The organism is Pseudomonas sp. Cab53 (genome assembly GCF_018325965.1).
GTDB lineage: Bacteria > Pseudomonadota > Gammaproteobacteria > Pseudomonadales > Pseudomonadaceae > Aquipseudomonas > Aquipseudomonas chlororaphis_E.
This window is the reverse complement of the sequence record NZ_AP021902.1, coordinates 2,172,059-2,194,051: the sequence shown is the minus strand read 5'-3', so window position 1 is coordinate 2,194,051 and position 21,993 is coordinate 2,172,059. Positions and strand designations below refer to the sequence as shown.

The following is a 21,993-nucleotide window of genomic DNA, read 5'->3' as shown; positions in this document are numbered from 1 at the left end:
GCGCATGATGAGTCAATCCCCCAGCCTGCCCGTCGACCAGACGGTGCATTTCGGCCCTTACCGGGTCCACCCTCGACAGCGCCTGGTGATGGAAGCCGGGCAACCGTTGCGCCTGGGACGACGGGCGGTGGATATCCTGCTGGTGCTGCTCGAACACGCCGGGCAGGTGGTGAGCAAACAACAACTGATCGCCCGCGTCTGGCCCAAGAGCGTTGTCGAAGACACCAACCTGCGGGTGCACGTCGCGGCGCTGCGCAAGGCCCTGGGCGACGGCCAGGCTGGCCAGCGCTACATCATCACCGTGGCGCAGCGCGGCTACAGCTTCGTGGCCCCCGTGTCATTGGCCCCTCTTGAACCATCGGCGCCCACGCCCCACCCTTCCCTGGCGCACAACCTGCCGCTGCGGCACACGCGAATGATCGGACGCCACGCCCTGCTGGAAAACCTGGTGGCGCAACTGCCGCGCAAACGCTTCATCACCCTGGTGGGCACCGGCGGCATCGGCAAGACCACCGTTGCCCTGCGGGTCGCCGAACGGCTGATCGGCCGCTACCGTGATGGCACCTACCTGCTGGACCTGGCCCCACTGAACGACCCGGTCATGATCGCGCCCAACCTGGCGGCGCTGCTGGACCTGCCGTTGCAGGACGGCGACCCGCTGGAGACCATCACCCGGCAACTCAAGGAACGGCACCTGCTGCTGGTCATCGACAACTGCGAACACCTGATCGACGCCGTCGCCCAGCTCAGCGAAACCTTGCTGCGCGGCGCCCCGCACCTGCACATCCTCGCCACCAGCCGCGAAGACCTGCGTGCCGAAGGCGAACACGTCCAGCGCCTGGACGCCCTGGCGTTCCCACCGCCGGAAATGCCCATCGAAGGCTTCCCGGCCCTGGCGTACCCGGCCTTGCAGTTGTTCGCCGAGCGCGCGATGGCCAGCCGCGACGACTTCGAGCTGACCGACGCCGACGTGCCGCTGGTGGTGGACATCTGCCGGCGGCTGGACGGCATTCCCCTGGCCATCGAACTGGCCGCCGCGCAGATCAGCCGCTTTACCGTGCAACAGCTGCACCGGCAACTGCTGGACAGTCTGGCCTTGCTTCACAACAGCGGCGATGCCGCCCCTCGCCAGCAGACCTTGCGCGCCACGCTGGACTGGAGCTTCGCCCTGCTCACCCCTTGCGAGCAAACCTGCCTGCGACGGCTGGCGGTGTTCATGGGCAGTTTCAACCTGGTCTCGGCGGCGGCGGTGATCGTCGGCCAGCAGGTGGCGCCCGAGCAGGTGCTGGTGTCTGTCAGCCAGTTGGTGGCCAAGTCATTGCTCAACGTCGAGATCGGCGACGAAGAGGTGCGCTACCGCCTGCTGGACACCACGCGCAGTTATGCCCTGGAAAAACTCACCGATGCCGCAGAACTGTCCGCGAGCCGGGAACGTCACGCCGAGCGCTGCCTGACGCTGATGGAACAGGCCGAGGACGATTGGCAGACCACCCCGACGCGACTGTGGATCGGCCGTTACGCGGCCTATCGCGACGACATTCGCGCGGCGCTCGACTGGGGGTTGGGCGCGCAAGGTGTGCGGGCCGTGGCGATCCGCCTGACCGCCCGAACCTTGCCGCTCTGGCAGGAGTTGTCCTTGCTCAAGGAGCATGGCCTCTACGTCAGCAAGGCGCTGGCCTTGCTGCGGGCCACGCCCACGCCATGTCCGAAGCTGACCCTTGCCCTGGAACTGGCGCACGGCAGCTACCGTTACCACACCGAAGGCGGCACCCCGGCCACCATCAATGCCTTCATCACGGCGCGTCGGCTGGCCCGGCAAAGCCAGGACCTGGCCGGCGAATTGCGGGCGGTGTCCGGCCACATGGCGGTCAACCTCAGTTGCGGCAATTACCGCCAGGCGCTGGAGCAGAGCCAGGATTTCGACCGGCTGGGGCCTCAGGGCGACCCGATCCTGTCCCTCAGCGCCCAGCGCCTGCGTGTCCTGGCGCTGCACTTCGCCGGGAACCAGGCCGTGGCCCGCCGCGACGCCGAGCAGGTGATCCAGCGCATGGCCCAGAGCGGGCATCTGAGCCGTTTCACCCACGGTTTCGGCGTGCAGTACGACCAGAGTGTGGCGTCGCTGACCATTCTGGCGCGCATCCTGTGGCTACAGGGCTTCGCCGAGAAAGCCCAGCGGACCGCCGACCTGGCGTTGCAGATTGCCTTGCAGATCAACCATGGCACCTCGATCTGCTACACCCTGGCGCTGGCCAGTTGCGTGATAGCCCGCTACAACGGCGATCACGCAACCGCCCAGGACAGGCTCGACCTGTTGCAGCACCAGACGAAAAAGCACTTCGTGATGTTCTTCCACGACTGGGCCCGGCATTACGTCCGCGCTTTCGATAACCCGCCGCCGGAGATCGACTCGACCAGCGCGCGGTTGGTCCAGGACATCGTCACCACCCTGCGCGCCGATTGCGTCACCCCGGCACAACTGGAACGCGCCCACAGCGGCGCGGCGGGCTGGTGTGCGGCGGAGATCCTTCGGGCCGACGCGCAAACCCTGCTGGCACGCAACGACCCCGCGCTGGAGGCGCGTGCCGAAGAACAATTGCTCAAATCACTGGCGGTGGCCCGGCGAGACAACGCCCTGGCCTGGGAACTGCGCAGCGCCACGACCCTGGCGCGGCTGTGGCAACGTCGGGGCCAGGACCTGGACGCACACGGGTTACTCGGCCCGGTCTATCGGCGCTTCACCGAAGGCTTCGACACCCCCGACCTAATGGAGGCCGACGCGCTGCTCCAGGCCTTGTCGGGGCGGTGCGGGCCTTGAATGCAAGGGTTTGACGGCGTCCTGCAAGAGGTAGCGCCGGTGGTACAACGACCACTGGCCGCTGCGCCGGAGCTTTTCCAGGGCATAGGCGCGCGTGGTATTGAGCCAGAAAAACCGGACGCCATTGGCACAGGCCTCGACCATCACCAGGGACTGGCTGGCCAGGCGTGACAGCAACCACGGCAGTTGATCCACGCCCAGCTCCGGGCAACTGATGACCGCCATCGCCGCCTTCAGGGTAAAGGGCCGCTCAAACACCGCCAGCCGTTGGAACACCCGTTGCTCGGCGGCGCTCAGGCGTTCGAAACTCCAATCCAGCATCGCCTCCAGGCTTTGATGCCGGGCCACCGCGGTACGCCGCCCGTGGCTCAACAACGACAGCCCCTGCTCCAGTTGCTCCAGCACGCCGGCCACGCCCAGCACCCCGACCTGGGCCGCCGCGAGTTCCAGCGCCAGCGGCAAGCCGTCCAGGCGCTGGCAGATTTGCGCGATCGCCACCAGGTCGCGGTCGGTGGCGGCGAACCCTTGCTGCCGGGCGCCAACCCGTTCGATCAGCAGCTGCGTGGCCGGGCTCGCCAACAGTTGCGGCTCAAGTTCAAGGGGCGACACCCGTGCCAGGCCTGGCAACTGCACGGTGCATTCATCGACCATGTTCAAGGCTTCGCGGCTGCTCAACAGCAATGTCACACCGGGCGCCGAGGCGCCCACCCTCAGCGCCAGCTCCCGACAGGCCTGCAACAGATGCTCGCAGCCATCGAGCACCAGCAACAGGCGCCGGGCTTGCAGTTGCCGGATCAGGGCGTCGGGCGCGAGCCCCAGGGCCTGCGCCACGTGTGCCTGCAACTGGTGCGGCTCGGTGAGGGCGGCCAGGTCGACAAACCAGGCGCCGTCGGCAAAATGCTCCAGCAACAGCTCCGCCACCCGCAGCACCACGGTGGTCTTGCCGACGCCACCCGGGCCGGTCACGGTGGTCAGGCGCTGACGGGGCACGTCGGCCAGCAACCGCCCCAACACTTTATCGCGACCGATCACCGGGCTCAGCCGGGCCGGCAGGTTGTGTCGTTCAAGGTCGGTCGTCGGGGCCAGGGAGGCGGCAAGGCAATAGCCTTGCCGGGGATCGTTGAGAATGTACTGGCTGCCGTCCTGCCCGTCGCCAAAGGCTCGGCGCAGGGCGGCGATGTGCACCCGCAGGTTGATTTCCTCGACGACGCTGTCCGGCCAGACGCGGGTCAACAAGGCTTGCTTGCTGACGTAGGCGCCGGCGTGCTCCACCAGCACCTGGAAAATGTCCAGGGCCCGCCCCCCCAGCACAAGCGGTTCGCCATCGCGGGTCACCAGACGTTGCTGGGGGTAGAAGACAAACGGACCGAAGCCCACCGCCGCTTCGGTATCGGGTGTGACGAGACTGTTCATGAGCAATCAAGCGCCGGATCACCGCGGCGGGCATGACGTCGCGAATCAACGAACGCGTCTGCCCCGGCTCCTGCACATCCTTTCCAGAGGGTGTGCCGTTATCTTGGCAGCCATCGTTTGCAGAACAATGCTGGCACAGGACGCACCACGGACATGACGATGCCCTGGACGGACATCTTCGGCTCAACTGAACTGTTGGCGGTACTGGACGGGGGTCAGGCCGAGCTTTTCACTGAACAGCGAGCGCATGTGCCGGACACTGCCGAAGCCGCTGCGAAAGGCCACGGTCTTGAGCGGCAGGTCGGTGCTTTCGAGCAACTGGCGGGCCCGGTCAATGCGCGCGCCTTGCAGGAACTCCATCGGGGTCATCTTCACTTCGCGAGCGAACAGCCGGGCGAAATGCCGCGAGCTCATGGAAGCCAGCGCCGCCATGCGCTCGATGGTGAACGGTTCCTCCAGGTGTTCCATGACATGGTTCTGCACCCGGGTAATGGCCGATTCCTGCGCCGCCACCGCGGCCACCAGCGGACTGAACTGCGCCTGGCCGCCCTGGCGCTTCATCACCACCAACAACACCTTGGCCACGTCCAGCGCCACTTTGCGGCCGTGATCCTGGGCAACGATGGACAGCGCCAGGTCGATACCGGCGGTGACGCCACCGGACGTGATCAGGCGCCGGTCCTGCAGGAAGATTTTATCGGTCTCCACCAGCGCCTTGGGGAAACGCTGGATCAGCCGCTCGGTGTAGTGCCAGTGGGTGGTGACGCGGTAACCGTCAAGCAACCCGGCCTCGCCCAGTACAAAGGCGCCGGTGCAAATCGAGCCGTAGCGCGTGGCCCGCTGCGCGGCGGCCTTCAGCCAGATGTGCAAGCCCGGGTGCCGGTCGTTGTAGGCGCCCGGCCCGCCCGGCACCAGCAACACGTCGTAGGCGGCCCACGCCTGGTCGATGTGGATGTCGGCCTGCACGGTCACGCCGTTGGAAGCGCGCATCGGGCCGCGCTCGGTGCCCAGGGTCAACAGTTGATAATGGTTATCCGCGTCGAGGTACCGATTGGCAATCGAAAACACTTCCAGCGGCCCGGCCATGTCGAGCAACAAGAAATCGGGGAACAGCACCATTGCAACGGTTTTCATCAGTAGAAACGCCAGGAAATCAGAGAGACACAGTAAACGTTCAAGCCCACAAGGTCGGTGGAGGGGCATTATGACGAAGCCAAGCGCCGGGGGCGAGCTGACTATTGTCCACTCACAAGAGACAGTATTTCGTTTTTCATCTACTTATCGAAGATTACGATAACCATTAATCTTCTTCTGAACCCGGCGAACGGCCCAGCCGCCGCCCACAGACATCAGGAGAATCCATCATGCTGACCCTTCGCAAAGCTTCGGATCGCGGCATCGCCCGCCACGGCTGGCTGACCTCGTTCCACACCTTTTCTTTCGCCAACTACCGGGACCTCAACCAACAGGGCTTCTCCGACCTGCTGGTCATCAACGATGACCGCGTCGCCGCCGCCAAAGGTTTCGGCCAGCATCCCCATCGGGACATGGAGATTTTCTCCTACGTGCTCGAAGGCGCGCTGGAACACAAGGACACCCTGGGCACAGGCTCGGTGATTCGCCCCGGCGACGTACAGTTGATGAGCGCCGGCAGCGGCGTGGCCCACAGTGAGTTCAACCACAGCGCGGACGAACGGGTGCACTTCCTGCAAATCTGGATCGTGCCCAATGTCAGCGGCGCCAAGCCACGCTACCAACAGGAGCACTTCAGCGCCGAGCAGAAACGCGGTCGCCTGCAACTGATCATCTCCCCGGACGGCGCCGACGGCTCGCTCGAGGTGCGCCAGGATGCACGGGTCTATGCCGGGCTGTTCGACGGCAACGAAAGCGCCACCCTGACCTTGGCACCGGACCGTTACGCCTATGTGCACGTCGCCCGGGGCTCGGTCGAACTCAATGGCCTGTCACTGCAGGAAGGCGACGGCGTGCGAGTCCGCGAGGAACAGGTGCTGACATTGAGCAACGGCGTGGATTCGGAAGTGCTGGTGTTCGACCTGCAACCGCGGGAACTGCCGCAAATGCCATGAGCCGCGACAGGGCTCCGGGCATGACCGAGGCAACGTTCAAGCGACCGCAATACCCCACAAGGCGCAGGCCTCGTCCGACAAGACGAGGCCTCGGCGCATTCCCCACCCGCAGCGTTTATTTGCGCGCGAACGTCGAACGGTAGCTGCCCGGCGGCACGCCGAAGAAGTCCCGGAAGCGCCGTTGGAAGTGCGGCGAGCTGACGAACCCCGTTGCCACGGCGATTTCCGTCACCGAGCGATTGGTCTGCTGGATGAGCTGGCGGGCGCGGGTCAGGCGCAGCTCCAGGTAGTAACGCGTCGGGGTCGCCCCGAGAAAACTGCAGAAACGCCGCTCCAGCTGGCGCTTGGAAATCTTCACGCAGGCCGCCAGCTCATCGATCGTCAGCGGCTCCTCGACGTTTTGCCACATCAATTCCAAGGCCAACTTGAGGCTTTCCGGCAGCGTTGGGTCGGTCTCGACGAACACCGGCGGCAGGTCCGACGCATCGCCCGATTCATCACAGCGCAGGATTTCCTCGATCGCACCCACCAGCGCCTCGCCGCCCGTCTGGCGGATCAACTGGAGCATCATGCGCAACGAACTGTTGGCCCCGGCGCAGCTGACGCGTCCGCGGTCCAGGACATAGGCACGGCTGGACACTTTCACGTTGGGGAACACTTCGGCCATCATCGCCCGGCTTTCCGGGTGGACGGCGCACTCGAAACCCTCCAGCAGGCCGGCGTCGGCGACAAAGAACACACCGTTCCACAGCCCGCCCATGATCGCCCCGGCCGTGGCATTGGCGCGCAGCTTGCGGCGCAGCAACGGATGACCTTGCAGTTTCACGCGAAAACCGCCGGCGACGATCATCACGTCCTGGTTTTCCGGCATCTGTGCCAGCTCGATGTCGGTCGAGATGACAATTCCCAGGTCACTCGTCACCTGCCCACCCGAGACGCCCACCGTCAGCACCTCATAGAGGGGCTTGTCGCTCATCAGGTTGGCGGTCACCAGCGCATCGACCGCGCCGGTGAAAGACATCATCGAGAAATTGTCCATCAATACAAACGCGACGCGAATGGGCGCTTGGCTGGCCGGGGTCGCCCCCTGGGGTCGATAAGCCATGTTCTTGTTTTTAAGTACGCTCTCGAATGCGCTTGGCATAGGGCCTCGTGAATACAGAAGACGATCAGGACTTGCTTCACTTTTGCGTTCGCGCAAAGGCGGCAGGGCCATCCGCGCTATTTTCCAGCCTGGCCGCGTTCGCTGCAATCACCTTGCTGCGCGGCGCAGCGGCCGGTCCAAATTACGCTGAATGGTCTCAAGTGCCTACGACTTTGGTCGATATACCGGGTGTGGGCATGGGCGCTTTTCCCTTTCCAGAAACTCGCAACGCCAACCGCTATCGTTTCCGCCGTTCCAACATCAAAAATATTCCGCGGGAGAAGTCATGAATATCAAGCAAAAGCTGACATGGGCGTTCGCGACCATTGCCTGCCTCCCGGTTATCCTGGTGGCGGTGCTCGTCGTATTGAACCTGCGAGACGCGGCAAAGACCAACTTCCTGGACAGCAGCGGCCGCGAGATCCGCCAGATCGACAACGGGATGAAGATGTTCTTCGACGGCATCAGCCAAAACGTCGAGTTCTTCGCCAAGGATCCGCGGATTGTCTCGGCCAAGGGATTGAAGAACTATTCGAGCGCCGACGCCGCACAAATTCCCCTGACGGAAACCAACCAGCAGTTGCTGGCGATCTTCGACGGCTTCGCCAAGTCCCATCCGACCACCGCGTACCTTTCCCTGGGCCAGAATGACGGCGGCTACGCCAGCTGGCCTGACGACGCCAAGTTGTCCAACTACGACCCGCGCGTGCGCCCCTGGTACAAGGCTGCCCTGGCCTCGCCCGGCACCACCACCCGCACCGACGCCTACTATTGGGCGCCGGACGACGTGACACTGATCTGCACGGTCCACACCGTCACCGACGCCAACGGCAAGGTCATCGGCGTTGTCGGCCTGGACGTGTCGCTCAAGCAACTGACCGAACTGGTCAAGGCCATCAAGCTGGGCGACAGCGGTTACCTGATGCTGATCGAGGGCAACGGCAACGTGCTGGTGGATGCCAGTGACGCCAAGCACAACTTCAAGCCCCTCGCCGACCTCGGCCCCAACTATGCCGAACTGGCCAAGAGCGGCGACGGCGTGACTCAGATCGAGATCGACGGCGTGCCCTACATGGCCAACGTGGTCAGTTCCAAGGGCCTGGGCTGGCGCTTCATCGGCCTGATCAAGCGCGACGAAGTGATGGCCGAGGCGTCGAGCCTGACGTGGCTGATCGCAGTGATTGCCGCCGTACTGGCCGCGGTGTTCGCGGTGGTCGGGGCGAGCTTTGCCAGCGTGATCGTGCGTCCGATCCGCGGCGTGGCCAACGGCCTGCAGGAAATCGCCGAAGGTGAAGGCGACCTGACCCGTCAGCTCAGCGTGCAAGGCAAGGACGAAACCGCCACCCTGGCGAGCTGGTTCAACCAGTTCCTGGGCATGATCGCCCAGCTGGTGCAACGCATCGGCAGTGCGTCGTCCGATCTGCAGAGCGCCGCCGCCGATACCAGCGATGTCGCCCAGAACATGAACGAAGCCGCCGGGCGCCAGCGCCAGGCCGTGGAACTGGTGAGCACCGCGTTCAACGAAATGGTCGCCACCGCCAACGAAGTGGCGCGCTCGTGCAGCGAAGCCGCCTCCAGTGCCGACACCGGCTACCGTGACGTACACGACGGCCAGCATCACATCGGCGAAGCCACCGGCAGCGTGTTGAAACTGAGCGAGGACCTGCAGAAGTCGACCCAGACCATGCAGGCCCTGGAGCAGGACAGCAAGAACATCAACACCATCCTCGACACCATCCGCTCGATTGCCGAACAGACCAACCTGTTGGCCCTCAACGCCGCCATCGAAGCCGCGCGCGCCGGCGACCAGGGCCGCGGGTTCGCCGTGGTGGCCGATGAAGTACGGGCACTGGCACGGCGCACCGCCGACTCCACCGGCGAAATCGACAGCCTGCTGGGCAACCTGGCCCGACGGACCCAGGAAGTGACGCAGCAGATGCAGAGCAGCCTGCAAGTGTCGCAAACCAGTGTCGAGCGCATCCAGCAGGCCCGCGACAGTTTCGACAAGATCCGCCACTCGGTGGACTCGATTCGCGACCAGAACACCCAGATCGCCACGGCCGCCGAGGAACAGCATCAGGTGGCGGAAGACATCAACCGGCACATCGCGCAGATCCATGCCGACGCCCAGTTGGTCGAGGAATTCGCCCACTCGGCACAAACCGGTTCGGGCCGCCTGACGGACATTTCCGGGCAGCTCAAGGGGCTGGTGGGACGCTTCAAGTTCTAAGAGATGGCCCCAAGGGAGCCAGGGACGGCTCCGGGGTCAGACTGTCTAATGCATCGCCTGATCGATCAATCGTCATCAGCGACGATGCTCCTGCAAAAACTGCCAACGAAACCGGTGCCCCTCACCGTCCATCAAGGGCACCGGCCCGCCCCATCACTCAACGCCGGCGATCATTGCTGGCCCGTTGTCGCGGACGCCGTCTGGTTGCCGAACATGGCTTCGAAACGCGGCTTGTTCGCGGCGTAGTACTCGGCAACCACTTTGTCAGCCGAGCTGTCGCGGGCGCTGGCCATCAACTTCTCAAGATCAGCCTGGGGAATCTTGAAATTGGCGAAAAACCGCGCGACGTCAGGGTGCTGCGCGCTGAAGCCTTTGCGGGCAACGGCGTGGATCTGCTCGGCGCCGCCAAAGATCTGCTTGGGATCATCGAGGTAGCGCAGCGACCATTTGGAGAACATCCAATGGGGACTCCAGGCGTTGATCAGTGACCACCGGTCACGCTTGAGGTTGCGGTCCAGCTCGCTCAGCATGCCGGACTCCGAGGACGCGACCATCTTGTAGCCATCGAGCTTGTAGGCCTGGATGGCTTTCTCGGTGAGCTTGTACTGCCCATTGCCCACTTCGGAGGTGAGGATCTTGCCGCCGAGTTTCTCCCGCACCTCAGGCTTGTTGAGGTCTTCGACGCTGGCCAGTTCGCTGGTGGGAACGGACGTCGGCACCGCCATGCCGATCCGCCCCTCATACAGCCAGCCCAGGTCTTCGAGCTTGTCCTGGTACTTGTCATAGAACGACTTGTGCGTGTTCGGCAGCCAGACCATCGGAATCAGGTCGATGCTGCCGTTGGCGAGTGCCTGGAACTGAATGCCGATATCGGCCAGGACCAGCTTGACCGGTTGCTTGAGATGGTCTCGCAGGGCCGTGTCTGCCAGTTTCACGGCGATTTCCGTATCCGACCAATTCACCCACCCGATCCGGATAGGCGTGGGTTCCTCGGCTTGTGCAACCAGGCAACTGGAGGCCATCGCCAGGCCGGCGAGCCAGCCGATACAGCTTCTACTGGATAACGTGATCATGGTGCGTCTCCGCGTCTGTATTAATGGTTATTGGCAGGGCAGTAGAAAAAATTTCAAGCCGATAGTAATCCCGGCCTTGGGGTTGGGCAAGGGAAATGTACACCAGTGTCACAACCGTTGACACAGGTGAACATTGCACATACCGTCATGTCAAAACCCAGCCTGATGTTCTGTTCCCGGAGCGCAACACCATGTCCAGCGATCCCTTGCTGCAGCCCTACCAGATCAAACACCTGACCCTCAGAAACCGGATCATGACCACCTCCCATGAGCCGGCTTACCCAGTCGACGGCATGCCGAAAGACCTGTATCGGGCCTATCACGTCGAACGTGCCAAGGCCGGCGTGGCATTGACCATGACCGCCGGGTCCGCCGCGGTATCGCGGGACAGCCCGCCGGTGTTCAACAACGTGCTGGCGTACAAGGACGAAGTGGTCAAATGGATGAAGGACCTGACCGACGAGTGCCACGAGCATGGCGCGGCGGTGATGATTCAACTGACCCACCTGGGGCGGCGCACACGCTGGGACAAGGCCGACTGGCTGCCGGTGGTCTCGCCCTCGCATCGCCGCGAGGCCTCGCACCGGGCCTTCCCGAAAAAGCTGGAAGACTGGGACATCGATCGCATCATCAAGGACTACGTCGACGCCGCCGAGCGCATGAAGGCGGCCGGACTCGATGGCTTGGAATTGCAGGCCTACGGTCATCTCATGGACCAGTTCTGGTCGCCCCTGACCAACGACCTCGATGGCCCCTACGGCGGTTCGTTGGAGAACCGCTTGCGCTTTACCTTCGATATCCTGCGCGGCATCCGCCAACGCTGCGGCGAAGACTTCCTGCTGGGGATTCGCTACACCGGCGATGAAGACCTGCCCGGCGGTTTCGGGGCCAGCGACGGCCTGCGGATCTCCCATATGCTCAAGGACAGCGGCCTGGTCGACTTCCTCAACGTCGTTCGCGGGCACATCGACACCGACGCCGGCCTCACCGATGTGATCCCGATCCAGGGCATGCGCAATTCCCCGCACCTGGACTTTGCCGGCGAGATCCGCTCGGCCACCGGTTTCCCGACCTTCCACGCCGCCAAGATTCCCGACGTCGCCACGGCACGCCACGCCATCGCCTCCGGCAAGGTGGACATGATCGGCATGACCCGCGCGCACATGACCGATCCGCACATCGTGCGCAAGATCATTGAAAAACGCGAAGAGGACATCCGCCCCTGCGTGGGCGCGAACTACTGCCTGGACCGCATCTACCAGGGGGGCGCGGCGTATTGCATCCACAACGCCGCCACCGGGCGCGAAACCACCATGCCCCACGAGATTTCCAAGGCGCCGCTCAAGCGCAAGGTGGTGGTGATCGGCACCGGCCCGGCAGGCCTGGAAGCGGCACGGGTGGCCGGTGAACGCGGGCATGCCGTCACGGTGTTCGAGGTGGCGGACCAACCCGGCGGGCAGGTCCGCCTGACGGCCCTCAGCGAACGCCGCCGCGAGATGATCAGCATCATCGAATGGCGCATGGCGCAATGCGAACGCTTGGGCGTCAAGTTCCACTTCAACACCTGGGCCGAGGCCGAGACGGTATTGGCCGAGGAACCGGACGTGGTGATCGTCGCCACCGGCGGCCTGCCCCACACCGAGGTGCTCAAGCACGGCAATGAACTGGTGGTGTCGACCTGGGACATCATTTGCGGCGACGTCAAACCCGGCAGGAACGTGCTGATCTTCGACGACGCGGGCGACCACGCCGCGCTGCAGGCGGCCGAAGTCATCGCCAGCAGCGGCGCGAAACTGGAGATCGTCACACCGGACCGGTCATTCGCCCCGGAAGTGATGGCGATGAACCTGGTGCCCTACATGCGCAGCCTGCAAGACCTGAACGTCACCTTTACCGTCACCTACCGGGTCGACACCGTCGAGCAACGCGACGGGCAACTGGTGGCCACCTTCGGCAGCGATTATGGCCAGGTACACAAGCAGCGCGTGGTCGATCAGGTGGTGATCAACCACGGCACCCTTCCCCTCGATGATCTGTACTTCGAATTGCGCCCTTACTCGCGCAACAACGGTGCGGTCGAGCAGCAGGATCTGATCGCCGGCAAGCCCCAGAACATCGTGACCCACCCGGAAGGCCGCTTCCAACTGTTCCGCATCGGCGATGCCGTGTCGGCACGCAATACCCACGCGGCCATCTATGATGCACTGCGCTTGCTCAAGGACATTTGAGGTCTTGCCCCCCTGTGGCGAGGGCTCTTGCCACAGGGGTTATCCGTCTCAGCCGTGAAGCCCTTTGCGAGCCACCGCCGCCCCGGCCTGCAAGGCTTGGCCGAGGTGTTCTTCGAAGCGGCTGTCGGCCATTGACTGCAACGCCGCGGCCGTGACGCCCCGATAGGCCACCAAGGCCTCGATCATTTGCTGCGCGTCATGGGTTTGCAGCAGTTGGCTGCTATTGACCACCACGTTCCTGGCGGCCAATTGCGCGATATCGGCAGGCAGGCCGGCGGCCATTGCCTGGTTGGCCAGCGCGGTCATCAGCAAGGCCGGAAAAGCCGGGCCGGTGCCCGACAGCGCAGACAGGTAGTCGATGAACCCCTCCTCCCGGACCTCTGCCGCCGTGCCCACGGATTCGAACAGTTGCTGCACCAGCTCTCGCGTCGCGGTGTCCACCGTCCCCGAACAGAACCAGGGCGTAAAGGACTGCCGGATTTCCACCGCCGCGTTGGGCATCGCCCGCACCACCGCCGAAGCCGAGGTCTGCGTGGCAATCGCCTGCGCGGTGATCCCGGCCATCAACGAAATGACGACCTTGCCTGTCGCATCGATGTCCAGGCTGGCGAAATGCTCGGGTCGCACGGCAATGATCACCACATCGCTGCGCGCCACCAAGGCCTGGTTGTCCGTGACCAGGCATACACCTTGCCCGGCCAGCGGATAACTGCCCGAGCGGTTGGAGAGCACCAGGTTAGCGGCCGGCAGCCGCGCAGTGGCCAGCAACGCGTGGGCGATTGCCCCGCCCAGCCAGCCGGTTCCGCCGATGATGCCCAGGGTCTTACTGATCATCACCCGCCCCTTCCTCGAACGTCTCTGCCAAGGGCACGAAGACCCCCGGTTCTTTTTCGGCGTAGCCGAACTTCCCATAGAAACGATCCAGCTCGCGCTGCTTGGGCACCTTGCCGGTGAAGATGCTCACGTAATGCGGAATACGCTCGAAACGCGTGGTGATCAGCTCACGGGTGTTCATGCTGATGTAGCCGATCTGGGTCAGATAGATCGTCCGGGCCCGGGTGTCGGCCCCCTGGCTGTCGTAGCCAAAACGCTTGAACATGCTCGCCAGCGCATTCATCCGCTGTTCATCCACGGTAGCGACTTCCTGGGCCACCTCCGCCGACTGCAGCGCCCAACTGCGCACCGCGAACTCGAATTGGGAGTCGAACAGTTGCGGGTTGAGCCAGCACTCGAACACGTTCAGGATCGCTTCGGAAATGCTCTCGGCATAACTTTCGGTCTGGCGGATCAGTCCGCCGGTGTTGGTCTCCCGCCAGCGAGAGAGCAAGGCCGCCAGCAACTGTTCGCGATCCTCGAAAAACCAGTAGAAGCTGGTTCGCGACAGACCCAGGCGCTTGGCGAGCGGCATGACCCTGACGGCGTCGATGCCCGATTCCTTCAAGGCGTCGTAGGCGGCCTCCAGCCAACCTTCCGGCGACCCGCGCCAACCGCTGTCCTGGGCCTTGCCACGCGCCTTCCCTAACTGGGACATCTCGCTTCACCTTCTTCAAAAAACCTGAACCGAATGTACCCTGCCGACCGAAAAATGTACATCTGAGTACATTTCATTGACCAAACAGTTGAGAGCAGGCAGGCTTGATCCGGTTCGTGTTCTTCGGTGCAAACCCCGCCCATGAACGCCCACAAGCCCCGTAGCGGAATGTGCCCATGCAACCCAGCGAGATGGATAAAAAGGTCAAGGGCTATCGACGGTTGATCCCGTCCATGACCGCCCTGTTGGAGTTCGAAGCCGTGGCGCGGCTTGCCAGTTTTACCCTCGCGGCCCAGGAGCTGGGTGTGACCCAGGCGGCCGTCAGCAAGCAGATCCGCCTGCTGGAAGATACGCTGGGCACCAAGCTGTTCCATCGTCTGCACCGCGCCATCAAGCTGACACACGAGGGCTATCTGCTGCATTCGGTCGTGGCCGAATCCATTCACCGCATGGCCAGCGTATTCGACAAGATTGCCGAGGGCATCGGCGAACAGGAGATCACCCTGGCCTGCACCGGGGCGTTTTCCCACATGAGGATCCTGCCTCGGTTGATGTCGCTGCGTACGCTGCAACCGCAATTGAAACTGCGCTTGATCACGCCGTTGCTTTCGACGGGCGCCTATCGGGATGACGCGGACCTGGCCATCCGCTTCGGCAACGGCAAATGGGATGACGGCCGCTCGATCTTCCTGTTCGACGAAGAAGTATTTCCCGTGTGCTCGCCCGCCTGGCTGGCGGCCCACCCGGCGCCAACGTCGATCGATGATTTCCTGGACGTGGCCCTGATCGACTCCGACGCCACCCTCGAAGGCTGGATGACCTGGAACGGCTGGTGCCGGGAACTCGGGGACATGCATCCCAAGCTGAATTATTCACTGCGGTGCAGCGCCTACAACGACGCGATCCAGGCCGCTCTCCAGGGGTACGGCATCGCGCTGGGCTGGGGCCGACTGATTGCGCACCTGCTCAACAGTGGCGAACTGGTCAGGATCACCCCCTACGTGGTCAAGCCCAAGGACGCCTACTACGTGGTCGTGCCCACCGGTCGAGAACCGGGCGCGATCACTCCCACGTTAGTTGATTGGTTACAGGACGACAGCCACCTGAAACATTGATCGACCGTAATACTTTGCTGGCATAACTGCGGGTTATGCCAAGGTGAAAATAAAGCGCGTTGACGGAAAAATACCCCGTTTCGATACTGTACTGGCCGCCCACTTAGCGACTTTTATTAGTTCGAGCGAGATCCCTCAATGACCCTCAGCGCCGTGAAAACCCACCGTGAACTTCTGACTGATCGCGAAACCGGGCACGGCCTGCCCGGCGGCCTGTTCGGTCGACAGGATGTCTTCGAAAACGACGTGGATATCTTCTTTACCCAGCATTGGATACTGGTCGGTGTGACCAGCGACATTGCCGAGCCCGGGGATGTCTCCACCCTCGACATCGGCAAGTCTTCGATCCTCCTGATACGCGACGATGACGAGCAGGTGCAGGCGTTTCGCAATGTCTGCCGGCATCGCGGGGCGCGCTTGAAGCCGGCGGGCAAATCCACCGTGGGCCTGTTGGTCTGCCCTTATCATCAGTGGACTTATGACCTGGACGGCAGTTTGAAACATGCCGCGCACATGGGCCAGAACTTCGACCCTACCTGCAAGCGCCTGATACCGGTTCACACCAAAGTAGTCGGCACGCATATATTCGTTTGCCTGGCTGACGAAGCGCCGGAAGATATCAGTTACCTTGACCACGTCATGTCACCGCGCTTTGCCCAATACGAACTTACTTATTCAAAGATTGCCCATGAATCGGAAATTATCGAGAACGGCAATTGGAAGTTGGTCATCGAGAATAACCGTGAGTGTTATCACTGCGCCGGTACTCATCCCGAACTGACAGCATCGTTCCTGCCGGAAGATTTCGGCTTCTGCACCGACGGGCTCAGCGAGGACTCGCTTCAGGTGCTCGACGAATACCACCGTCGCAATGCCGACACCAAGCGCAACTGGGAGAACGAGGGCTACCTCTGCGACGCCGTCGAACACCTGGGCGAGGACGTGGTCACTCAATTCCGCTCGCAACGCCTGGTCATCGCCGGCCATGGCGAATCCCAGACCCTCGATACCCGAGTGGCCTGCACGCGCCTGTTCGGCCACCTCACCCGCCGTGACCTGGGAGACATGCACCTGTGGACGCACAACTCATGGACGCACGTCATGAGCGACCACGCCGTGATCTCCTACATCATCCCCCTGGCACCGGACAAAACCCTGGTGCGGACCAAGTGGCTGGTCCACGCGGACGCCATCGAGGGCGTGGACTACCAGTTGGATAAACTGACCGAAGTCTGGGCCGCGACCAACCTCCAGGACGCCAGCCTCGTGGGCATCACCCACAGCGGCACCCAGGACCCGGCCTACGCACCGGGACCGTTCTCGGCCTTCACCGAATCCTATGTCGATCAGTTCTCGCGCTGGTACTCGGCGCGCCTGGCCGCCCATGGCGTGTGAGCAATGGACATGACAACTTACGAAAACCTTGCCCCCCTTGAGCCTACCGACGCTGCCAGACGCTTTACCGACCCACAGATGTGGAGCACGTTTGGCGCGCAATGGAACAGCGGCGAACAGAAAACCCTGGTGTGCTGCGCCGTGTACCCGGAAACCCATGACGTGAAGACGTTCGTGTTTCGCTGCGCGGACTTCAGCGCGCTGAGTTTCGAAGCGGGCCAATTCATCACGCTATCACCGGTCATCGCGGGCCAGCCCATCGCCCGCTGCTACACCGTGTCGTCGTCCCCCACTCGCCCGTTCGCGTTCGCCATCACCGTCAAGCGGGTGCCGGGCGGGCTCGTGTCGAACTGGCTGCACGACCGCCTCCAGCCCGGGGACTGCCTGCGCGCGTCCGGCCCGGCGGGGAGCTTTACCCCGGTCGGCATTCCGGCGAAGAAATGGCTCTACCTGTCGGCGGGCTCCGGCGTGACGCCCCTGATGTCGATGACCCGCACAGCCTTCGACATGGCCAGCGACCTGGACATCGTCTTCGTGCACAGCGCCCGTACGCCGACCGACATCATCTTCCACGACGAACTCCAGGGCATGCAGGCGCGCATGGCCGGCCTGCGCGTGCTGCACGTCTGCGAAAGCCCGGGCACCATCGTCGACTGGCAACACCCCATCGGCCGGCTCGATTTGCCTTTGCTCAGCCAACACGTCCCGGACTTCAGGGAGCGCGAAGTGTTCACCTGCGGCCCTCAAGGCTACATGGAGGCCGTCAAATCGCTGCTCAAGGACGCGCGGTTCGATTTCGCCCACTACCACCAGGAAAGCTTCGACATCACGGTGCTGAACGCAGAGCCGGTGATCGAACAAGCGCCTTCGCTGGATCAGGCGAGCCTGTTCACGGTGACCCTGTCCCGCTCGGGAAAGACCTTCACCATGACCGGCACCCAGACCGTGCTGAGTGCCGCCAAGAAAGCCGGCGCCATCGTGCCCTCCTCCTGCAGCCAGGGCGTGTGCGGCACCTGCAAGACGGCGCTGCTCGAAGGCACGGTGGACATGAACCACAACGGCGGGATCCGCCAACGGGAAATCGACAAGGGCCTGCGCCTGCTGTGCTGCAGCAAGCCGACGTCGGACCTGGTGATCGATCTCTGACAAGCTCTGCTGGAGCCCCTGACGAGCCCTGTGGGAGTGAGCCCACAGGCTTGATCGGTCTGGGTGCAGGCACCGCCTGCCAAGGAAAAAATCATATTGCCATCAGGCGACCTTGCAAAAACACCATGCCCGTCTAGATTCAAGACTGTCTTCACCGGCATGACCGCACGGTCATGAAAACCAGCCATCGAGGCGAGGGAATCCATTGATCTGAAACGCACCAGACGCTGCTTTTAATTGCTGACACGGACTCTGTCAAAAATAAAAGAGGGATGCTTGATGAAGCGCAGCCGTTGGTTTCGTGCGCTCTCGAAAAGAGGGCCAGCCGGTTTTTTCTGGCTGTCGTTGTTTGGCTTCTCGGGCCTGGTCATCGCCAGTTTCCTGCTGTTCGAGCAACAGCTCCAGGATGTGCTGACCCACCTTACCCTGTTCCTGCCCTCGACCCCGGCCCAGACACTCGGCCTGGCGCTGCTGCTGATCGCCCTGCTGGCACTGGACGTGGTGCTGCCGGTGCCTTCCAGCATGGTGGCCCTGCTGGCCGTGGCGATGCTCGGCAGCCTCGGCGGCTACTTGGCGATTTTCATCGGTCTGTGCCTGGGGGCCTGGCTGGGTTACGCGCTGGGGGCCGGATACTTTCGCCTGCTGTCCGGGCGCCTGGGCCTGCACCAGCGTCAGCCGGGGCACATGGCGTATCGCTTGGGCACGTTGTCGTTGGTCTGCCTGCGTGGCGTGCCGGTGTTGGCGGAAACCTCGGTGGTCGCCGCCGGCATGCAACGCTACCCACTGCGCGCGTTCATGCTGGTCACCACCCTGGCGAACGCGGGCCTGGCCCTGGCCTACAGCGCAATCGGCACCTTCCTGGTGGAACAGAACGCGTTGCTGGTGACCCTGCTCGCCGGCATGGTATTGCCCGGGCTGTTCATCGCCGGCCACAGCCTGTTCAAGGCCTTGCGTGGCAATGCCCCGGAGCAGCCGCTGCGTGGGCGCTTCGAGGTCCGTTACGACTACCCGGTGCTGTTCACCGATCATCTGTTCGACCCACTCAATCCTTGCCTGCATCGTCAGCTCACCGCCCAGGCCAGTGGGCCGGTGACGGTGCTGATGTTCGCCGATGAACTCCTGCTGCAAAGCGCCCCACAATTGCGGGAGCAGATCGACGGCTACTTTGCCGTCCATCGGGCGGACCTGCGCTTGCAGGCGGCACCCATTGCGGTACCGGCCGGTGAACTGAGCAAGGACGCGCAAGTGTTGCAGCAGCTGTACCTGGACATGCTGCACCACGGGCTGGACCGGCATTGCTACGTACTCGCCCTGGGCGGCGGCGCGGTGTTGGATGCAGTGGGCTACGCCTGTGCGACCTTCCATCGCGGGATTCGCCTGATCCGCATCCCGAGCACAGTGCTCGCGCAAAACGACGCTGGCATCGGGGTCAAGAACGGGATCAACGCCTTCGGCCAGAAGAACCTGCTGGGCGCCTTCTATCCCGCCACCGCCGTGATCAACGACTTCCAATTGCTGACCAGCCTGGGCCGGCGCGACCAGATCGCCGGGCTGGCCGAAGCGGTAAAAGTCGCGCTGATCAAGGACGTGGTCTTTTTCCAATGGATGGAGCAACACACCGACGCCCTCGCCCACTTCGACCACGCGGCCAGCCGCTACGCCATCCGCCGCTGCGCCGAACTGCACCTGGCGCACATCACCGGGGCGGGCGATCCTTTCGAGCGCGGTAACGGCCGGCCGCTGGACTATGGGCACTGGGCTGCGCACAAGCTGGAGAACCTCAGCCAGCATCGCCTGCGCCATGGCGAGGCCGTCGCGGTGGGCATGGCCCTGGACGGGCTCTACGCCAATGCCTTGGGGCTGTTGAGCGATGCCGACAGCGACCGGGTCCTGCGCCTGTTGATCACGCTCGGCTTCTGCCTGAATCCGCCGGAGCTGGACTTGAAGGATGCCCAGGGCCGTTCACAGGTGCTGCTCGGCCTGGAGGAGTTTCGCCAGCACCTGGGCGGGCAGTTGTCCATTCCCATGCTCAGCCGCATCGGCGAATCGGTGGACCTGCATGAAATCGACACCGCGCGAATGGAGCAGGCGCTGCAACGGCTGTCCCGCGGCTTCGATCCGGCCCCGATCCTCAACGCAGGCTGCGCGCAATGAACTCGCCGGCGCTGAACCTGAAGACCTGGATGACCCTGGGCCGGGTGTCCAACCTGCCGACGGTGTGGACCAATGTCATGGCGGCCGCCCTGCTCGCCAGCAATGCCGGCGCCCTGGCACCGCCCTCGTCGCTGGTGTGGGTGTTGCTGTTGGCCGCGCTGTCACTGCTGTACCTGGCCGGCATGTTGTTGAACGACCTGTTGGACGCCGACTGGGACCAGCAACACCAGAACCCCCGCCCCATCACCCTCGGGCTGGTCAGCCGCCAGCAAGTGAGGTTGGCCACCACGCTACTGCTGGCACTGGCCGCCGCCGCGTTGCTGGGCCTGAGCCAACGGGTCGATCAACCGCACTGGCTGCTGGGCAGCGCCGCGCTGCTGGTCGGCTGCATCCTCGGCTACAACCTGCTGCACAAGAAATACACCCACAGCGTCTGGCTGATGGGCGCCTGCCGCTCGACGCTCTACCTCACCGCCGCCGCCAGCCTGGCGGTGCCGCCGGAACCGATCTGGCTGTGCGCAATCTTGCTTGGCGTGTACATCAGCGGCCTGACCTACCTGGCCCGCCAGGAACACCGCAACCAGTTGCTCAGCCGTCTTCCCCTGGCCTTGATGCTCAGCCCGCTGGCCCTGGCGTTCTATGGCGACAACGCCTGGTTCTGGCCGGTGTTGCTGCTCTGGCTGGGTTGGCTGGGCTGGCACTACTGGCGCCACCTGGCCAACCCTCGGCACCGGCAAGTGCGCGCATTCATCGGCGCGGGCCTGGCCGCCCTGCCGCTGTTCGATGCCTTGGTGCTGGCCGTGGCGGACCAGCCACTGGGCAGCCTGATCGGGGTCTTGGTGTTTTTCCTGCTTCCCCACTTGCAGCGCTGGATCAAACCGACATGAACACGGACGTTAATACGCCGTCATCGACGGCCCTCGACCTGCGCCAGGACTGCCTCGCCGAGTATCGCCAGGTTTTCAGCCTGCAACTCGATGACAGCGAGTTGCAGTGGTGGCGCCAGGCGCAGGCACAACTGGCGCAACACCCGGACGCCAGCACCGCGGCGCTGTTGAGCAGCCAGTGCAAGCGCCATCTCAAGGACCATCCGCTGCCCGGCTGTGGCAGTTGGAGCAACGTGCAACTGGCGCGGGCGTTGTTACTGGCGCAAGCGCTGGAGCAACACACCCCGGCCGAGCAAGTGCCCTTGTTGCGTCAACTGTTCCTGTGGGGTGACGACCAGGAAAAGATCGCCACGCTCAAGGCCCTGGACTGGCTCGACAGCCAAGGGCTCTGCGTGGAGCTGGCGTTGCAGGCCGGGCGCACCAGCAACAGCCAGGTGTTTGCCGCCCTCGCCCTGGACACCCGCTACCCGTCACGCCACTACAGCGAACGGGCCTTCCATCAACTGGTGCTGAAAGCGCTGGGCATGGGCCTGGACGTTCGGCGCCTGGTCGGCCTGGAGCAGCGCCAGGGCGTCGCCCTCAACCAGCTTGCCCTCGACCTGCTGGACGAACAACTCGCCGCCCAGCGAACGGTGTCACCGGGGCTGCCCCTGGCGATTGCCTTCAACCTGCTCAGCCCGGCGCAACGCCAGCGCCTGGTTGGCCTGAACCAGCAGCAATGCCTGCCGCCGGAATGGCACGACCACCTGGCCGAACGCCCGGCGAACTGATGCCC

The 21,993-nt window shown here is 63.7% G+C and carries 17 protein-coding genes; 11 read left to right on the top strand and 6 right to left on the bottom strand.

Features of this window, described 5'->3' with window-relative positions; translation table 11 throughout:
• Window positions 1-7 precede the first annotated feature (7 nt).
• A complete protein-coding gene (locus KI241_RS09600) occupies window positions 8-2,815 on the top strand; it encodes a winged helix-turn-helix domain-containing protein (protein ID WP_053150976.1) in 2,808 nt (935 codons plus the stop codon).
• Here the strand turns inward: KI241_RS09600 and KI241_RS09595 are convergent.
• Entirely contained in the window at window positions 2,762-4,228 is a 1,467-nt protein-coding gene (locus KI241_RS09595) for a winged helix-turn-helix domain-containing protein (protein ID WP_053150979.1), read from the bottom strand. The genes KI241_RS09600 and KI241_RS09595 overlap by 54 nt on opposite strands.
• A gap of 183 nt (window positions 4,229-4,411) precedes the next feature.
• The gene (locus tag KI241_RS09590; RefSeq protein ID WP_042729768.1) at window positions 4,412-5,362 is read right to left on the bottom strand and encodes a GlxA family transcriptional regulator; all 951 of its coding nucleotides are present in this window, start codon (window positions 5,360-5,362) and stop codon (window positions 4,412-4,414) included.
• 230 nt (window positions 5,363-5,592) lie between these two features.
• On the opposite strand from KI241_RS09590, the gene KI241_RS09585 reads away from it, so the two are divergent.
• Window positions 5,593-6,315, top strand: coding sequence for a pirin family protein (locus KI241_RS09585; protein WP_047737234.1), 723 nt, complete (start codon window positions 5,593-5,595; stop codon window positions 6,313-6,315).
• Window positions 6,316-6,430: 115 nt separating this feature from the next.
• Here the strand turns inward: KI241_RS09585 and KI241_RS09580 are convergent, their stop codons facing one another.
• Window positions 6,431-7,459 carry a GlxA family transcriptional regulator gene (locus tag KI241_RS09580; RefSeq protein WP_042729770.1) on the bottom strand — a complete coding sequence of 343 codons (1,029 nt, stop codon included), beginning with the start codon at window positions 7,457-7,459 and terminating at the stop codon, window positions 6,431-6,433.
• 8 nt (window positions 7,460-7,467) lie between these two features.
• Here KI241_RS09580 and KI241_RS09575 point away from each other — a divergent pair, with 8 nt between their 5' ends.
• Together KI241_RS09575 and KI241_RS09570 are read left to right on the top strand one after the other, a co-directional pair.
• Window positions 7,468-7,749 (top strand): hypothetical protein, encoded by a 282-nt coding sequence (locus KI241_RS09575; protein WP_152622915.1) that lies wholly within the window; start codon window positions 7,468-7,470, stop codon window positions 7,747-7,749.
• Entirely contained in the window at window positions 7,746-9,689 is a 1,944-nt protein-coding gene (locus KI241_RS09570) for a methyl-accepting chemotaxis protein (RefSeq protein ID WP_042729771.1), read from the top strand. Before KI241_RS09575 ends, KI241_RS09570 begins: the two co-directional genes overlap by 4 nt.
• Before the next feature lie 170 nt (window positions 9,690-9,859).
• Here KI241_RS09570 and KI241_RS09565 read toward each other — a convergent pair whose 3' ends face one another.
• A complete protein-coding gene (locus KI241_RS09565) occupies window positions 9,860-10,762 on the bottom strand; it encodes a glycine betaine ABC transporter substrate-binding protein (RefSeq protein WP_042729772.1) in 903 nt (300 codons plus the stop codon).
• Between the two features lie 191 nt (window positions 10,763-10,953).
• On the opposite strand from KI241_RS09565, the gene KI241_RS09560 reads away from it, so the two are divergent.
• Window positions 10,954-12,990: an NADH:flavin oxidoreductase gene (locus KI241_RS09560; protein ID WP_042729773.1), complete on the top strand. Its 2,037-nt coding sequence runs from the start codon at window positions 10,954-10,956 to the stop codon at window positions 12,988-12,990.
• A gap of 48 nt (window positions 12,991-13,038) precedes the next feature.
• On the opposite strand, the gene KI241_RS09555 is transcribed toward KI241_RS09560, so the two are convergent.
• Together KI241_RS09555 and KI241_RS09550 are read right to left on the bottom strand one after the other, a co-directional pair.
• On the bottom strand, window positions 13,039-13,824 hold the full coding sequence (locus KI241_RS09555; protein ID WP_212803620.1) for a pyrroline-5-carboxylate reductase dimerization domain-containing protein: 786 nt from the start codon (window positions 13,822-13,824) through the stop codon (window positions 13,039-13,041).
• Complete coding sequence (locus tag KI241_RS09550; protein ID WP_042729775.1) at window positions 13,814-14,521, bottom strand: TetR/AcrR family transcriptional regulator; 708 nt, start codon at window positions 14,519-14,521, stop codon at window positions 13,814-13,816. Before KI241_RS09550 ends, KI241_RS09555 begins: the two co-directional genes overlap by 11 nt.
• Before the next feature lie 176 nt (window positions 14,522-14,697).
• On the opposite strand from KI241_RS09550, the gene KI241_RS09545 reads away from it, so the two are divergent.
• The 6 genes from KI241_RS09545 (at window position 14,698) to KI241_RS09520 (ending at window position 21,988) form a co-directional block, all read left to right on the top strand.
• Complete coding sequence (locus KI241_RS09545) at window positions 14,698-15,636, top strand: LysR substrate-binding domain-containing protein (RefSeq protein ID WP_042729776.1); 939 nt, start codon at window positions 14,698-14,700, stop codon at window positions 15,634-15,636.
• A gap of 138 nt (window positions 15,637-15,774) precedes the next feature.
• The gene (locus KI241_RS09540; RefSeq protein WP_212803619.1) at window positions 15,775-17,031 is read left to right on the top strand and encodes an aromatic ring-hydroxylating dioxygenase subunit alpha; all 1,257 of its coding nucleotides are present in this window, start codon (window positions 15,775-15,777) and stop codon (window positions 17,029-17,031) included.
• A 9-nt stretch (window positions 17,032-17,040) separates the two neighbouring features.
• Window positions 17,041-18,177 carry a hybrid-cluster NAD(P)-dependent oxidoreductase gene (locus tag KI241_RS09535; protein ID WP_212803618.1) on the top strand — a complete coding sequence of 379 codons (1,137 nt, stop codon included), beginning with the start codon at window positions 17,041-17,043 and terminating at the stop codon, window positions 18,175-18,177.
• A 279-nt stretch (window positions 18,178-18,456) separates the two neighbouring features.
• Window positions 18,457-20,331 (top strand): 3-dehydroquinate synthase, encoded by a 1,875-nt coding sequence (locus KI241_RS09530; RefSeq protein ID WP_212803617.1) that lies wholly within the window; start codon window positions 18,457-18,459, stop codon window positions 20,329-20,331.
• The gene (locus KI241_RS09525; protein ID WP_212803616.1) at window positions 20,328-21,218 is read left to right on the top strand and encodes a UbiA family prenyltransferase; all 891 of its coding nucleotides are present in this window, start codon (window positions 20,328-20,330) and stop codon (window positions 21,216-21,218) included. The genes KI241_RS09530 and KI241_RS09525 overlap by 4 nt, the downstream gene beginning before the upstream one ends.
• Window positions 21,215-21,988, top strand: coding sequence for an EboA domain-containing protein (locus KI241_RS09520; RefSeq protein ID WP_212803615.1), 774 nt, complete (start codon window positions 21,215-21,217; stop codon window positions 21,986-21,988). Before KI241_RS09525 ends, KI241_RS09520 begins: the two co-directional genes overlap by 4 nt.
• The last annotated feature ends 5 nt before the right edge of the window (window positions 21,989-21,993 follow it).

What these genes read in the sequence shown, in the direction of transcription:
- KI241_RS09600 (WP_053150976.1), top strand. Translation starts at nt 8, where the DNA reads ATGAGTCAATCCCCCAGCCTGCCCGTCGACCAGACGGTGCATTTCGGC.
- KI241_RS09595 (WP_053150979.1), bottom strand. Translation starts at nt 4,228, where the DNA reads ATGAACAGTCTCGTCACACCCGATACCGAAGCGGCGGTGGGCTTCGGT.
- KI241_RS09590 (WP_042729768.1), bottom strand. Translation starts at nt 5,362, where the DNA reads ATGAAAACCGTTGCAATGGTGCTGTTCCCCGATTTCTTGTTGCTCGAC.
- KI241_RS09585 (WP_047737234.1), top strand. Translation starts at nt 5,593, where the DNA reads ATGCTGACCCTTCGCAAAGCTTCGGATCGCGGCATCGCCCGCCACGGC.
- KI241_RS09580 (WP_042729770.1), bottom strand. Translation starts at nt 7,459, where the DNA reads ATGCCAAGCGCATTCGAGAGCGTACTTAAAAACAAGAACATGGCTTAT.
- KI241_RS09570 (WP_042729771.1), top strand. Translation starts at nt 7,746, where the DNA reads ATGAATATCAAGCAAAAGCTGACATGGGCGTTCGCGACCATTGCCTGC.
- KI241_RS09565 (WP_042729772.1), bottom strand. Translation starts at nt 10,762, where the DNA reads ATGATCACGTTATCCAGTAGAAGCTGTATCGGCTGGCTCGCCGGCCTG.
- KI241_RS09560 (WP_042729773.1), top strand. Translation starts at nt 10,954, where the DNA reads ATGTCCAGCGATCCCTTGCTGCAGCCCTACCAGATCAAACACCTGACC.
- KI241_RS09555 (WP_212803620.1), bottom strand. Translation starts at nt 13,824, where the DNA reads ATGATCAGTAAGACCCTGGGCATCATCGGCGGAACCGGCTGGCTGGGC.
- KI241_RS09550 (WP_042729775.1), bottom strand. Translation starts at nt 14,521, where the DNA reads ATGTCCCAGTTAGGGAAGGCGCGTGGCAAGGCCCAGGACAGCGGTTGG.
- KI241_RS09545 (WP_042729776.1), top strand. Translation starts at nt 14,698, where the DNA reads ATGCAACCCAGCGAGATGGATAAAAAGGTCAAGGGCTATCGACGGTTG.
- KI241_RS09540 (WP_212803619.1), top strand. Translation starts at nt 15,775, where the DNA reads ATGACCCTCAGCGCCGTGAAAACCCACCGTGAACTTCTGACTGATCGC.
- KI241_RS09535 (WP_212803618.1), top strand. Translation starts at nt 17,041, where the DNA reads ATGACAACTTACGAAAACCTTGCCCCCCTTGAGCCTACCGACGCTGCC.
- KI241_RS09530 (WP_212803617.1), top strand. Translation starts at nt 18,457, where the DNA reads ATGAAGCGCAGCCGTTGGTTTCGTGCGCTCTCGAAAAGAGGGCCAGCC.
- KI241_RS09525 (WP_212803616.1), top strand. Translation starts at nt 20,328, where the DNA reads ATGAACTCGCCGGCGCTGAACCTGAAGACCTGGATGACCCTGGGCCGG.
- KI241_RS09520 (WP_212803615.1), top strand. Translation starts at nt 21,215, where the DNA reads ATGAACACGGACGTTAATACGCCGTCATCGACGGCCCTCGACCTGCGC.